We start from the raw sequence: 14,890 nt of genomic DNA, 5'->3' as shown, positions 1-14,890 counted from the left end.
AGTCTGAATTTGAAGCTTAGAAGCGTGTATTAAGAGGGTTTATAGGGGTCGTGACCGAACTGTATTCAGTTGAAATATCTCCTATGTTAAATTTCTATGCAATAGCGAATGAAGAAGTGTCTTAGTTCTTGATGCTTATTGCTTTGTAGGATATTTATGTAGGGGATTATTCACTGAGGGTATACTATCTAGACGAAATAATGAGCGTGTGATAATGTTGAAACATATTAGTAATTGTTTTACTGAACGAATAAAAGTGAATTGGATTAAATACTAGATAAAGAGATTGTGTGGTGAATATATGTGGCATATGCATTGGGTGTAGATATTGGTGGTACAAAAATTGCGACTGTACTAATTGATCAAAATGGAGAAATATATAATCGTTCAGAAGTTGCGAGTGATCCGTCGGACAAAGAAAAGATGTTTACACAAGTTATTAAAAGCATTGAAAAGGTATTAAAAGATTCGCAAGTACACCTTAATGATATAAAAGGCATGGGGGTAGGGATACCTGGAAAAGTAGATCGTGAGAATGGGATAGCGGTTTTTCAAAACAATTTGCCTTGGAGGAACTTTCCAATTGTGAGCCGTTTACAAGACTACTTTTCAATTAAAAATATTGTGATTGACAATGATGTCTACATGGCCACATTTGCAGAATGGAAAGTATCGAACATAAATAGGTTAGACACTTTTGTCTATGTAACAGTTAGTACAGGTATTTCCTGTTCGATTATTCATCAGGGTTCATTTATTCGTGGCAATGGCTTTGCGGGTGAACTTGGTTTGTTTCCAGTGTTGGCAAAGTCGTCAGTAAATGGAGTCGACAACTTGGAAAAATCAGCTTCAGGCCCTGCAATAAAAAAACTTGCTGAAAAACGATTCAACAACCCTGCTGTAACAACAAGTGAATTTTTCGCGAAATATGAAGTGAATGATGAAGAGGCCAAAGCGTTAATGAATGAAGTGGTCGAATCATTAGCACATGGTATTTATTCAATTATATGTTTGTTAGATCCGCACAGGATTGTTCTTGGCGGTGGCGTTATTAATAATAATCCTTATTTAGTAGATTTACTAAAAGATTCATTGAAACAATATCTAATTCCTGAACAACAACAAAGCTTAGAGCGCTTATTTACAAGTGAATTAAAAGGTGATTCGGGAATTATTGGTGCAGGTTTAAAAGGGATTGAATAATAAATCACGAGATTTACGGGGAGGAAATAAGATTTTGAAACACTCTATAGATGAGAAAACCTTTAAGAAAACCAAGGCAGTTTTAATTGGTGCGGGTGATAGAGGAGCTAATGCATATGCCCCTTATGCCAATGATTATCCACACGAGTTAGAGTTTGTAGCTGTTGCCGAGTTGAATCCTGAGAGACGGGAAGCATTTTCACAACAATACTCGCTTTCGGAAGACCAGTGCTATGCCTCATGGGAAGAGATGTTTGACGATGACATTGATGCGGATGTTGCTTTCATTTGTACATTGGATCGGGAGCACTATGAGCCAACAGTAAAAGCGATTGAAAAGGGATACCACGTTTTACTTGAGAAGCCGATGTCTCCAGATCCAAAGGAATGTATTTCCATGGTGGAGGTTGCTAAGGAAAATGATAAACTGCTAACCATCTGCCATGTTCTAAGATATACACCATTTTGGCAAACTATCAAAGGTATTATTAAAGAAGGTAAAATAGGAGATATAGTATCCATTCAATTAAATGAAAATGTTGAAGTTATGCATATGTCACATAGCTTTGTACGTGGAAACTGGAATAATAGTGATGTATCAAGCCCTATGATCTTGCAAAAATCATGCCATGATATGGATATCTTAATGTATTTGATGGACCAGAAATGTAAGCATGTCAGTTCGTTCGGATCATTGATGCATTTTAAGGAATCAAATGCACCTGAAAATGGACCATTACGCTGCTTGGATGGATGCCCAATCGAAAACGACTGTGCTTTCCATGCAGGGAAATACTACTTAGGTGAAGGAAAAGGGTGGGCGAAAAAGTTCACTACTGATCACTCACGAGAAGGTATTATTCATGCGTTAAACACAACACCTTATGGAAAATGTGTTTATCGTTCTGATAATAACGTTGTCGATCATCAAGTAGTTAATCTGGAATTTGAAAACGGGGCTACAGCTACATTTAGTATGTGTGGATTTACAAGAGAACAAACGCGCATTGTGCAAATCATGGGTACAAAAGGTGAAATTAGAGGGAAAATGGATGAGAACTCTATCTCTGTTTTCGATTTTCTAACAAAAAATGAAACAGTTACTAAGTTAAATGAACCCAAAAGTGGCCATGGTGGTGGTGATGAAGCAATCGTCAGGGACTTCTTACATGAGGCAAGAAACTATGGTGGAAATGAAAGTAGATCATCTGCTGCTGTATCACTTGAAAGTCACCTTTTGGCATTTGGTGCTGAGGCTTCAAGGCGGCAAAATGGTAAAGTCATTAATATCGTTAATTTCGCCAATGGAGTTCTTTAATTCGAAATCTACTGTATAAGCTGAACAACTGAATACTTATATTAATTGAGCGAAGACGCCCTACAAGGGGTAACCAAAGAAGATTCAAGGTGGTTCTTTATTTCAACAACTATATATTTTGGACCAAAGACCCATAAAGTCTCGCTAATCGACACATATAGACTAGGCAAAATCAGAGGGCAGTTGCTAATCTGTCCGATGACTATGAATACTGTATACTGTAGGTAATCTACTAAATACGGTAATTATAGAAATGGAAAAGGTGATTGAGAGTGGCAACAATTAAAGATATTGCAGAAAAAGCTGGTGTTTCTTCTGCGACAGTTTCTAGGGTGCTCAATTATGATGCAACTTTATCGGTAGCAGATGAAACGAAGAAAAAAATATTTGAAGTAGCAGAAGAGTTATCATACAGAAAAACTTCTTCAAAGAGGTATGTAGACAAAAAAGTTGCTATTGTGCATTGGTATACTGAAAAAGAAGAATTATATGACCTTTATTATTTATCAATAAGGCTTGGAATCGAAAAACGATGCAAAGAAATTGGTATGAAGCCAGAAGTATATTTTTTCGATAATATTAAAGACATTAAGGCAACTGAAATAGAAGGTATTATTGCTGTTGGTAAATTTAGCGAACAACAGGTTAAGGAATTAACAACTATTAATCCAATGGTTGTCTTTGTCGATTACAGTCCTAATGAAGATAAATATGATGCAGTTGTCATTGATTTTGAAAAAGCAACGAAGAAAATAATCGATTTTTTCCTGTCCACGGATCATCGGGAAATAGGGTTTATTGGCGGGAGAGAGCTACTGAAAGGTCAAACTGAACCTATAGAAGATTTGCGGGAAAAGACTTTTCAATCATATATGTGGCAAAATGGGTTATTTGATGAACGATTTGTTTATGTAGGTTCATTTTCAGTTGAAGATGGATACAATTTAATGAAACAAGCTATAGAAGACTTAGGAGATGACTTACCAACCGCATTTTTTATGAGTAGTGATGTCATGGCGATTGGCAGTTTAAGGGCACTCCATGAGGCCAATATAGCAATTCCGGACCGGGTAAGTATCATAGGAATAAATGATATGACAGTTTCGAAATATATGTACCCATCATTAAGTACGGTTAGAGTCTATACGGAAGTTATGGGAGAAACAGCTGTAGATACATTATTAGAACGTTTAAAAGGTAGAAAAATAGCGAAGAAGATACTTATTTCTACCAAACTTATTGTCCGTGATAGTGTGAAGAAGTAAGGGAAGTATCTATTGAAAACTGGAGGATGTTAAAATTGTTTAATCTAACTGCAGAACAAATTAATGCCAGCAATGCGGTATATACTGCAAGGGAAATACATCAACAACCATCTGTATGGCAGGAATTAGTTACAGGTTTACTAGAGCAGCAAGAAGCATTCAAAGGATTCCTAACATCTATCTATAAAAAACATGATGCTGTTCGAGTTATTTTAACGGGAGCCGGTACATCTGCGTTTGTTGGTGACACGTTAGTTCCAGAATTAGCGCGACATAATCAACAAAATCTCCAGTTCGTATCAATTCCGACAACAGATATCGTTTCAAATCCAACGGCTTATCTGTTTAAAGATATACCAACCATATTAGTGTCATTTGCACGGTCTGGAAATAGTCCGGAAAGCGTTGCAACTGTCACATTAGGACAAGAATTTGTTACTGACTTTTATCAAGTTGTTATCACATGTAATAAAGACGGGCAACTAGCAAAAAATATTCAAGGTGATGCCAACAGCATTACACTGTTAATGCCTGAAAAAGCTAATGACCAATCATTAGCAATGACAAGTAGCTTTACGAGTATGATTATCGCTGCATATGCGTTGTTTACTGAAGACGTCTTTACGACAGATGTAGCACAACAAGTGATTGCTAGAGCCGAACAACTAATTGAAATAGTTGGTGACCCAATTGATGAATTACTGGATTTTGATTTTGAACGAATTGCTTATTTAGGTTCAGGTTTACTTGCTCAACTGTCACATGAAGCGGCATTAAAAATGCTTGAACTCTCCGGTGGACAAGTTGTTGCAATTCACGAATCATCACTCGGATTCCGTCATGGTCCGAAATCAATTTTGAATGACAAATCAGCAGTGGTTTTGTTCATGTCACAAGATCCATATACGAGAAAATACGATCTAGATATTTTGCGGGAATTAGCGGCAGCAAAATCAGGTATGAAAATTGTAGCTCTTACTGAAACGAAGGATGAAGAAGTTGAAAAACTAGCTGACTACGTTATTTCAGTAAATACTGGAACAGAATCACTTTCAAGCGACTTCCATCTTGCACTATTGTATATCATTTTCGCTCAAGTGCTTGCATTGAAAAAATCAATCCAATTAGGGATTACGCCAGATAATCCAAGTCCAGACGGAGCGATAAGTCGTGTCGTAAAAGGGGTAACTATTTACGACTATAAAAATTAAAAAATGCAGAAATCAAATCGATTCATTAATGGAATAACTAGGGGGAAAAGTGATGGGATACGTACAAAATACGAAGGAAATGCTCATTAAAGCTAGAAAAGAAGGCTATGCTGTACCTGCTTTTAATATTCATAACCTAGAAACAATTCAAGTAGTCATTGAGGCGGCAGTTGAATTAAGATCTCCTGTAATCCTAGCGGCGACTCCGGGAACGATGGCTTATGGAGGGCGCGAGTACATTCAAGCAATTGCTGAAGTAGCAGCAAAGAGCAATGATATTCCAATTGCATTACACTTAGATCATCATGAAACAGTAGAATCGATTGTAGAATCGCTTGAGTTAGGCGTAAAAGCTGTCATGGTGGATGGATCTCATGGTACTTTCGAAGAAAATATTGAGCTCTCTAAAAAAGTAGTCGATGAAGCTCATAAATATGGTGCGACTGTCGAAGCTGAACTAGGGAAATTAGTTGGACAAGAAGACGATATCATTGTTGAAGCAGCAGATGCAGCGTATACAGATCCAGATACTGTAGAAGAATTTGTTGAGCGAACAGGTATTGACTCACTAGCCGTTGCCATTGGTACAGGTCATGGTCTTTACGAAACTGTACCGAATCTTGACTTTGATCGATTAGAAAAGATAAAAAACTTAGTAGATATTCCACTCGTGCTTCATGGTGCTTCAGGTATTTCCAAAGAGGATGTCCGAAAATGTATTTCGCTTGGTTGTGCCAAAGTAAATATCTCGACGGAGCTAAAGATCCCATTCTCTGATGCATTGCGTACGTATTTAATAGAAAATCCAAACGAAACAGATACAAGAAAGTATATGAAACCAGCTAAAGACGCTATGAGGAACGCAGTTAAAGAGAAAATAATAATGTGTATGAGTGACGGAAAAGCATAACAACGTGGAGTGAGGGAATATTCTCACTCCATTTGAGTATACAGAGTTAAATTTGGAGATGTACTATTGAGATTGGGGTGACTTACGGTGATATTAACGATTACATTAAATCCAGCAGTAGATATTAGTTATAAGCTTGATTACTTTTCACTTGATTCGGTAAACCGGGTTGAAGATGTTTCTAAAACTGCAGGCGGCAAAGGACTGAATGTTGCACGAGTATTGCATCAGCTTGGGGAAGATGTTGCGGTGTCGGGCTTTTTAGGTGGTAGTTTAGGAGGTTTTATTCGTACACAGCTTTCAGCAATAGGAATTCAAGACTTTTTTGTTCCAATAGATGGTGAAACACGCAACTGCATAGCTATTATCCATGAAGGAAAACAGACAGAAATACTAGAAAGTGGCCCAGTAGTCTCGGCAAGTGAAGCGGAACTTTTTGTAGAGAAATTTACTGAATACGCACCCAAAGTTAAGATAGTAGCGATATCTGGAAGTTTGCCAAAAGGTCTGCCATCTGACTTTTATTTGAGATTATTGGAAATTTCTAATAAGTATGATATCCTAGTTCTACTAGATTCGAATGGTGCCCTGTTAACCTCAATAGTAGCAAGTGAGCATAAGCCTTATTTAATCAAACCAAATGAGGAAGAACTTGCAGATTTGCTTGGTCAAAAGTCTGTTGACAAAACTCAAATAATTGAGGCGTTAGGATCGTCTCTGTTTGCAGATGTTCCTTGGGTGGTTGTCACACTTGGAGCAGATGGAGCGATTGTGAAACATAACAAGACCCTATACAGAGCAAGGACACCAAAAATTGACGCTGTTAATCCGGTGGGGTCAGGTGATTCCGTTGTAGCGGGATTCGCTGCGGGAATCGCTCGTGGTTTAGCAGATGAAGAATTGATCAAATTTGGATTATCAATGGGTGTTCTAAATGCGCTGGAAGAAAAAACTGGTCATATTAATGTAGAAAAAATAGAGTGGGCTGTTGGTCAGATGTTGGTTTATAGAATCGAAAGATGATAAGCGCGATTGTGCGTATTTGAATGGGTGATGATTTATATTCTTATAAGGGATTAAACGTATGGAAGGAAGTTATTCTTGGGGAATCTATATTTAATTAACGCTATAATTGTTATGGAAGATAGAGTCTTGCACGAAGGGTTTATACATATCAAAGAGGAGAAAATCGAGTCTATTGGTGAGATGGAAAGTTGTCCATTATTGGCTACTGCTGATCGGGTAATTGATTGTATAGGGAAGCAATATGTGATTCCGGGCATGATTGATATTCACGTTCACGGTGCGGCTGGCTTCGATTTTATGGATGGGAAACGGGAAGCTTTTGAGGGAATTGCGCTTGCATTAGCGAAAGAGGGGACTACCTCATTCCTTGCAACGACAATAACTAACCCAGTTTCTTATACAAGTGATACGCTAAAAAGTCTTGGAAGATATAGAACTGACAGTAATGGCCCAGGGTCCGCGGAAATGATAGGCATTCATTTAGAAGGACCATTTATTAATAAACAACAAAAAGGGGCTCAGCCAGAGAGTGCCATTATTTTGCCGAATGCTAATCTATTTAAAGAATGGCAGGAGTTATCTGGAGATGCGATTAAAATCATCACATATGCTCCAGAGTTGGACAATGATTTTGAACTTCTAACTGAACTTAAAAAAAACAATGTGATTCCATCGATGGGTCATACAAATGCAACCTACGATGAATCTATTCATGCGATAACTAACGGGGTTACCCACGCAACACATTTGTTTAATGGAATGAAAGGAATGCACCACCGAGATCCCGGAGTTGTTGGGGCGGTTCTTTTGCATGACGATGTCCATGTTGAAATCATTCCGGATGGCATTCATTTTCATCCCGATTTATTGAAACTCATTGTAAGAATGAAAGGGCTTGATAAAGTACTAGCAATAACTGATGGGATGCGTGCGAAAGGGATGCCAGATGGCGAGTATGATTTGGGTGGCCAGCAAGTTACCGTGCGTGACGGAACATGTTTATTAACGTCATCTGGTTCTTTGGCCGGAAGTATAGTGACGATGAATAGTGCTAGAATGAATCTTGCAAATTGGCTTGAACTATCTATACATGAACAAATACAAATTACTTCAACAAACCAAGCGAATCGTTTAGGACTGTCGAGCAGAAAAGGCTCTATAAAAATTGGTAAAGATGCTGATATTGTTGTTCTAAGTCAAGATGGTTCAGTAGAGTTGACAATCTGTAGGGGTTCTGTAGCCTATGAACGTATTGGTGCATTTAAATAACATTTTAGGGAGGTTTTTCATGTGGTGTGGAAAGTTGAAGCAGAAAAGTGGCTTAATCAAGAGGATCTAGAAGTTACATTAAAACGACAACTTATGATTGAAGAAAAAAACCAAGGGTTATTGGAAGACAGTTTTTATAGAAATCTCTCATTTGGAACGGCAGGCCTGCGCGGGGAACTCGGGTTTGGTACGAATCGGATGAATATCTATACTGTAAGGAAGGCGGCACTTGGGCTTGCATTATATATAAAAAGCTGTGGTGAAGTTGCTGGAAATAGAGGCGTTGTAATTGCCTATGATTCAAGGCATCAATCTGCGGAATTTGGCCTTGAAGTGGCGAAAGTCCTTGGATTTAATGGCATTCGTAGTTATTTGTTTGACGAACTACAATCGACTCCATTGTTATCTTTTGCAGTACGAGAGTTAAATACGTTCTCGGGCATCGTCATTACAGCAAGCCATAATCCGTCAGAATACAACGGTCTGAAGGTGTACGGAGAAGACGGTGGACAAGTCACTTTAGAAGCCGCAAATGCGATTACTGCTCATACGGAGAGTATTGATGATTTATTTTCGGTAGAGGTTGCGGAAGAGGCTTATCTTTTAGAGGAGGGGCTACTTACTTATTTGAATCATGAAATGAGTGACCGTTATGTATTGCATTTAGATGAACTATTTTTAAGTGGGCCGCTTGATAAAAATCTCTCGATTGTTTATTCTCCACTTCACGGGGCAGGTGGAAAATTAGTTTGTAGAGGACTAAAGGTAGCCGGCTTCTCGAATGTAACCATCGTCAGTGAACAGGCAATTCCAGATCCGGAATTTACGACCGTCAAGTATCCAAACCCTGAAGATCCACAAGCTTTTGAAATGGCGCTTACATATGGTCATAAAGTGAAAGCGGATATACTCATAGCTACTGATCCAGATGCGGACCGAATGGGTGTTGCGGTACGGGATTCAGAAGGCGAATATGTTTTTTTAACAGGCAATCAGATTGGCGCATTACTATTAAATACATTGTTGGAAGATAAGTCGGACCGCGATGCAATGCCTGAAAATGGTGTTGTGTTAAAAACAATTGTCACATCAGAACTTGGTAGGGTGATTGCAGACAAGTACGGTGTTAAAACGATGGACGTACTTACAGGTTTTAAATTTATCAGTGAGAAAATCTTAGAATTTGAAAAAACTCCAGACTCAACTTTCTTATTTGGTTATGAGGAGAGCTATGGCTACTTGATTGGCGATTTCGTACGGGATAAAGATGCTGTCCAAGCATCGGTATTAATTGCTGAAGTAGCCGCTCGTTATAAAGCAAACGGCCAAACATTATTGGATGGGCTACATGCATTGTATGAAGAGCACGGCTTTTATCAAGAAAGTTTGGAATCGATCACGCTAAGAGGGAAGACTGGAATGGCGAAAATTGATGAAATCGTGAATTATTTCCGGTCGTCATCATTTGTAAAAGAGTTTACCCAATCCCTTTCAACCATTGAAGACTATTCATCTGGACATTCTATTGTCGTTGAAACTGGTGATCGGCGTCCACTCGATTTACCTATTGCTAATGCACTTAAATTTATATTGTCTGATGGTACATGGTTCGCCATCCGCCCATCTGGAACAGAACCGAAAATCAAGTTCTACTTCGGAGTGCAAGGCGAGACAAAATTTGGAAGTGATGCGCTTTTAGTAGTATTAAAAACAGCTGTCATGACGGTTGTTGAAAGGTTAACTTCTAACCTATTATAAGAAAACTTATAAATGAGGAATGTTGAAGAGGAATAAGAATGACAATAAAGTGAGTCCCTTTCCACCATAATTGGTGGAAAGGGACTCACTTTATTGTCTAGGAAATTATAAAATCTCGTACAGTGCGTAAGTTGTATCTTTGAAATTTTACGTCTAGACTCCAGCGGATAGCCCTGGGCCCACATGACGTGGGTCATGCAGCTATTGCGACAGGATGTCGCGATCCTAACCTGAACTGCATCGCTCCTACTTGTCAGGCCTGAACAAGGCGGTTGCGCTTTTTTTCTTTAGGTATCGAAAGTGATTTTTGTCTTCAACTACCTGTGTTTACAAACAAGTTAGAAGTTAATAATCAACAATAAGATGATCTAAAGTGGTAAAGGGCTTAGTATTTCTATATTCTCCAGGGGTATGCCGAGAGAAGCGCGAAATAATTTCCTCAAGAGTTCCCATTAGAAAATCCTACTCCCTCGAAAAAAGTAATTTAGTAAACAAATTTATATGTTAACTAAACAAACATCTAATAAACCCTTTAACACTGAAAATATAGGTTGAAGTATTTAATTTCATATTGAACCTAGCATAGGTGCATTACAACGTAACCGAAGCCATATATTGGTGGAAAATCTCGCGAAAGGTATAACCCTAGCGCTAAATTGGTGTTCAATGGAATTAGATAACTAATATATATTCTTATTAAAACGCTTTAATCCTATTAATTCTCAATAAAACGCTTGCAAATAGTTAGATTAGTTGATATATTACTTTTAATACGTTTAGTTAACTTTACTAAAAAGAGAAGGTGAATCATGGCGACGATGAGGGATATAGCAACAAAAGCTGAGGTTTCAACAGCTACCGTGTCTAGAGTTATCAATGGAGACCCTACATTATCGGTAACTGCTGAAACAAGAAAAAGGATAATGGAGGTCGTTGATGAACTCCATTACAAGCTACCAAGAAAAAAAAGTGGCAAAACTTCTGAATCGGTCCAAGTGAAAAATATCGGGCTCGTTATAACCAATGACGAAACTATTGACCCGTATTTCCTTTCTATTCGGCTAGGGGTAGAAAGTGTCTGTGAAAAGTACTCAATGAATATTTCTTCTGTATTAACGGTCGGTAAAAGTGATTTTACAGCTGTAACACTCAGCCGCTTTGATGGGTTAATCATATTCGGGGACGTGATCATTGAAGAATTACGAGATGTATATTATCACAATGACAATATTGTGATCGTTGACTTTTTACCCGAAGAAAATAGCTACGATGTAGTTCTATCTGATTTTGAAACAGCTACCGGTCAAGTAATGGATTATCTGTTCAACCTTGGTCATACGGATATTGCTTACATTGGCGGACAAGGTGCAATTAGAGGTATTACAACTGAACAAATAATTTCAAAAGAAGACACCCGCAAGCAAATATATGAAAAGAAAATGAAGGAAAAAGGTCTATACAATCCTGAAGCAATTCTTTTAGGTGAATTTGGTTCCAATAGTGGTTATTTGTTAACAAAGGAGTTGATTGAATCTGCTGCAAAACCAACAGCAGTTGTCGTTGCTAGTGATCCGATGGCGATTGGAGTTATGCGCGCCCTGCATGAAGCAGGAATAAAGGTGCCAGATGAAATTTCAGTTTTCAGCTTTGATGATATTGAATCTGCCGCCTATTTAAATCCATCATTATCGACCGTTAAAATTCATACCGAAGAAATGGGACGGACTGCAGTTAAGCTGTTGTATGATCGCATACATGGTGAGCGAGTATTGCCGCTCAAAGTCGTACTCCCGACCGAATTAGTCGTTAGAGACAGCGTAGACATTAAAAAAGCGTAGAAGTAAAAAGATATTGAATTGGAGGAGCTTATATATGAAAAAAATGACTTTATTACTCGTAGCAGGTGTCCTATCCGTTGTTCTACTTGCCGGTTGTTCAAGTGTTAGTAGCTCTAGTTCCAAAAGTGATGAAGTAAAGATTGAGTTCTTTCAATATAAAAGTGAAGCCATTCCTACTTTTGCTAAATTAATTGCGAAGTTCGAGGAAGAAAATCCAACGATTAAAGTCGAACAAGTAAGTCCGCCAGAAGCAGAAGTTGTATTAAAAACGAGAGTCATGAAAAGTGATATTCCCGATATCATTGGAATTGGCGCTAACAATAACTTTAAAGAACTATCAAAAGCAGGCGTTTACAAAGATATGACAAATGATGAAAACCTAGATAAAGTTCAACCTGCTTACTTGCAAATGTTGAATGATGTCACAGGATTAGACGGAATTTATGCAGTTCCTTATGTAGCTAATGCGGTAGGTGTTATTTATAACAAAGCGATTTTTAAAGAGTTAGGACTCGAGATTCCAACAACATGGTATGAATTTATTGCGGTTGCAGAAAAGGTGAAAGAATCAGGACAAACTCCTTTCTATTTCACATTTAAAGATGCGTGGACAACACTCCCAGTCTTTAATGTACTAGCAGCAAATACGCAAGGCGATGATTTTTATGATGAATTAAATAAAGGTAATGTGCTCGTTGGAACAAGATATAAGGAAGCAACGGAAAAGTTTGTACAGTTGCTCGATTATGGACATAAAAACCAACAAGGTCTCGCTTACAATGATGGGAATACCGCTTTCGCAAACGGAGAAAGTGCCATGTACTTACAAGGTATTTGGGCGATTCCTGAAATCAAAAAAGCGAATCCTGAAATTGATCTAGGCGTTTTCCCTTATCCAATAACAAATAAGCCTGGGGAAAGTAAAGTAGTTTCTGGTATCGATTTACTTCTAAGCATAGGCGCATCATCGAAGCATCCTGAAGAATCGCAGAAATTTATCGATTTTCTATTAAAAGAAGAAAATTTGACAATGTATATTCAAGAACAAAATGCATTCCCAGCGCTAAAAGGAATCTCACAAGAGGAGCCATCACTTGAAGGCTTGAAAGAAAGCTTTGAACAAGGGGCACTCGTTGATTTTCCTGACCATTATATACCGGTAGGTGTCCCGGCTGATAAGTACCTACAAATATTAGTCCAAAATAAAGATGTAGCTGCATTTTTAGATTCGATGCAAAAAGACTGGGAAAAAGTTGAGGATCGAAAGTAATGTCATAAGAGAAACTGTGTAATTCCAGTTTCTCTTCCTTTTATAAGGAAGGAGGAATAATAATGGGGAAATCTAGTCCTACTTTGACTCCCGCCGTGGATTCAAGCAAAAAGAGGAAGCAGAAGATTACTAAAAAAGATTGGGCTTTTTATGCAATGGTAATACCCGCGGTTTTACTTTTCGCTACTTTCCATACCTTTCCCGCTTTACAAGGAATCTACTATTCTTTTACAAACTGGAACGGAATCAATTTAGAGTATGACTTTGTTGGCTTTAAAAATTATATACATTTGTTTAAAGATAAAGTTGTGAAAGATTCGTACATATTTACGTTTTCATTCGCCATTATGGCCACAGCTCTTGTAAACGCAATTAGTTTAGTGGTTGCGATAGGCTTAAATGCGAAAATAAAAGGGCGTAACTTTTTCAGAGCCATTTACTTCCTTCCTAACATATTGGGCGTATTAATTGTTGGGTTTATTTTCAACTTCTTTTTCACGAATATTCTCCCGACAATTGGCGAGCGATTAGATATCCAATTTTTGATGGTCAATATTCTTGGCTCAGAAAAGTATGCATGGATGGGTATCTTGCTTGTTGTCGTTTGGCAAGCCTGCGCATTTAACATCATTCTTTACCTTGCAGGATTACAGACCGTGCCAGGTGAATTATATGAAGCAGCAGGTTTAGATGGCGCAAACTACTGGCAGCAGTTTTCGAAAATCACATTCCCGATGATTGCCCCATTCTTTACAATTAATATGGTTTTGTCGATGAAGAACTTCTTAATGGTGTTTGACCAGATTGTCGCTATGACAGCTGGAGGACCAGGTCACTCGACGACATCCATTTCCCTACTTATTTATAAAGGGGGATTCCAAGGTGGGGAATTTGCATTCCAATCAGCGAACGCCGTTATTTACTTCCTACTGATTATGTTTGTCTCTATTTTTCAACTTAAAATCTTGCAAAAAAGAGAGGTGGATATGTAATGAAACAGCGAACAAACTGGCCTGTCACAATTCTGATTACACTCGGCTCGTTAATCATCCTTTTTCCATTATATATGTCCTTCTCAATTGCCTTGAAAAACCCACAGGAACTCGCTAAATCAGCACTGGCATTTCCAACCGTATTTCGCTGGGAAAACTTTACGAGAGCAATCGAGGCAACGAACTTTTTTAATGCGTTAAAAAACAGTGTGCTTATTACAGGTGTTACACTTATGTTGACAATTTTATCTAATTCGCTTGTAGCCTATGCAGTGGCAAGAAATATGCATAAGAAATTCTTTAAAGGCTTATATTTCTATTTTGTCAGTGCGTTATTTATTCCATTTCCAATTATCATGCTACCCATTGTAAAGCAAACATCCGCACTCGGGCTAAATAATCCAGGTGGACTTATCTTACTGTATGTTGTATACGGTATGGCTATAAATATTTTCATCTATGTCGGGTATATCCGATCAATTCCCAAGGAGTTGGAAGAGGCTGCCATTATCGACGGATGCAATACATGGCAAGTATTTTGGAAAGTCATCTTCCCGCTATTAATGCCGATTAATGCGACGATTGGTATTTTGACATGTTTATGGGCGTGGAATGATTTTTTGTTGCCGTTAATTATATTAAGTGATTCGGCTCACGCCACACTCCCACTTGTTCAATATGTGTTCCAATCAGAATTTGGGACTGATTACAACTTAGCCTTCGCCTCTTATTTAATGGCATTGGCACCGATGGTTATTGTCTATCTTTTTGCGCAGAAATGGATCATCGGCGGCGTTGTAAAAGGGTCGGTTAAGTAAAACTATAATATA

General features: G+C 38.2%; 12 protein-coding genes. All 12 read left to right on the top strand.

What is annotated here, in order from left to right; translation table 11 throughout:
- The first annotated feature begins 303 nt into the window (after positions 1 to 303).
- The 12 genes from I2483_RS02795 (at position 304) to I2483_RS02740 (ending at position 14,878) form a co-directional block, all read left to right on the top strand.
- The gene (locus I2483_RS02795) at positions 304 to 1,203 is read left to right on the top strand and encodes an ROK family protein (RefSeq protein ID WP_207173823.1); all 900 of its coding nucleotides are present in this window, start codon (positions 304 to 306) and stop codon (positions 1,201 to 1,203) included.
- A gap of 34 nt (positions 1,204 to 1,237) precedes the next feature.
- The gene (locus I2483_RS02790) at positions 1,238 to 2,521 is read left to right on the top strand and encodes a Gfo/Idh/MocA family protein (protein WP_218624841.1); all 1,284 of its coding nucleotides are present in this window, start codon (positions 1,238 to 1,240) and stop codon (positions 2,519 to 2,521) included.
- Positions 2,522 to 2,793: 272 nt separating this feature from the next.
- Complete coding sequence (locus tag I2483_RS02785) at positions 2,794 to 3,786, top strand: substrate-binding domain-containing protein (protein ID WP_207173821.1); 993 nt, start codon at positions 2,794 to 2,796, stop codon at positions 3,784 to 3,786.
- Positions 3,787 to 3,821: 35 nt separating this feature from the next.
- Positions 3,822 to 4,997 (top strand): SIS domain-containing protein, encoded by a 1,176-nt coding sequence (locus I2483_RS02780; RefSeq protein ID WP_207173819.1) that lies wholly within the window; start codon positions 3,822 to 3,824, stop codon positions 4,995 to 4,997.
- Between the two features lie 52 nt (positions 4,998 to 5,049).
- Complete coding sequence (gene gatY / locus I2483_RS02775; protein ID WP_207173815.1) at positions 5,050 to 5,907, top strand: tagatose-bisphosphate aldolase subunit GatY; 858 nt, start codon at positions 5,050 to 5,052, stop codon at positions 5,905 to 5,907.
- 87 nt (positions 5,908 to 5,994) lie between these two features.
- Positions 5,995 to 6,930: a hexose kinase gene (locus I2483_RS02770; protein ID WP_207173813.1), complete on the top strand. Its 936-nt coding sequence runs from the start codon at positions 5,995 to 5,997 to the stop codon at positions 6,928 to 6,930.
- A 78-nt stretch (positions 6,931 to 7,008) separates the two neighbouring features.
- Complete coding sequence (gene nagA / locus I2483_RS02765) at positions 7,009 to 8,202, top strand: N-acetylglucosamine-6-phosphate deacetylase (protein WP_207173811.1); 1,194 nt, start codon at positions 7,009 to 7,011, stop codon at positions 8,200 to 8,202.
- A gap of 21 nt (positions 8,203 to 8,223) precedes the next feature.
- Positions 8,224 to 9,960 carry a phospho-sugar mutase gene (locus I2483_RS02760; protein ID WP_346267681.1) on the top strand — a complete coding sequence of 579 codons (1,737 nt, stop codon included), beginning with the start codon at positions 8,224 to 8,226 and terminating at the stop codon, positions 9,958 to 9,960.
- Between the two features lie 809 nt (positions 9,961 to 10,769).
- Complete coding sequence (locus tag I2483_RS02755; RefSeq protein ID WP_207173809.1) at positions 10,770 to 11,798, top strand: LacI family DNA-binding transcriptional regulator; 1,029 nt, start codon at positions 10,770 to 10,772, stop codon at positions 11,796 to 11,798.
- A gap of 34 nt (positions 11,799 to 11,832) precedes the next feature.
- A complete protein-coding gene (locus I2483_RS02750; RefSeq protein WP_207173807.1) occupies positions 11,833 to 13,068 on the top strand; it encodes an ABC transporter substrate-binding protein in 1,236 nt (411 codons plus the stop codon).
- Between the two features lie 125 nt (positions 13,069 to 13,193).
- Positions 13,194 to 14,060, top strand: a complete 867-nt coding sequence (locus I2483_RS02745; RefSeq protein WP_481886309.1) for a carbohydrate ABC transporter permease — start codon at positions 13,194 to 13,196, stop codon at positions 14,058 to 14,060.
- Entirely contained in the window at positions 14,060 to 14,878 is an 819-nt protein-coding gene (locus tag I2483_RS02740; protein ID WP_207173803.1) for a carbohydrate ABC transporter permease, read from the top strand. The genes I2483_RS02745 and I2483_RS02740 overlap by 1 nt, the downstream gene beginning before the upstream one ends.
- The last annotated feature ends 12 nt before the right edge of the window (positions 14,879 to 14,890 follow it).

It is taken from the genome of Sporosarcina sp. E16_3 (assembly GCF_017347125.1).
Lineage (GTDB): Bacteria > Bacillota > Bacilli > Bacillales_A > Planococcaceae > Sporosarcina.
Note: the sequence above shows the minus strand (reverse complement) of the source record. Positions and strands in the feature narration are given on the sequence as shown.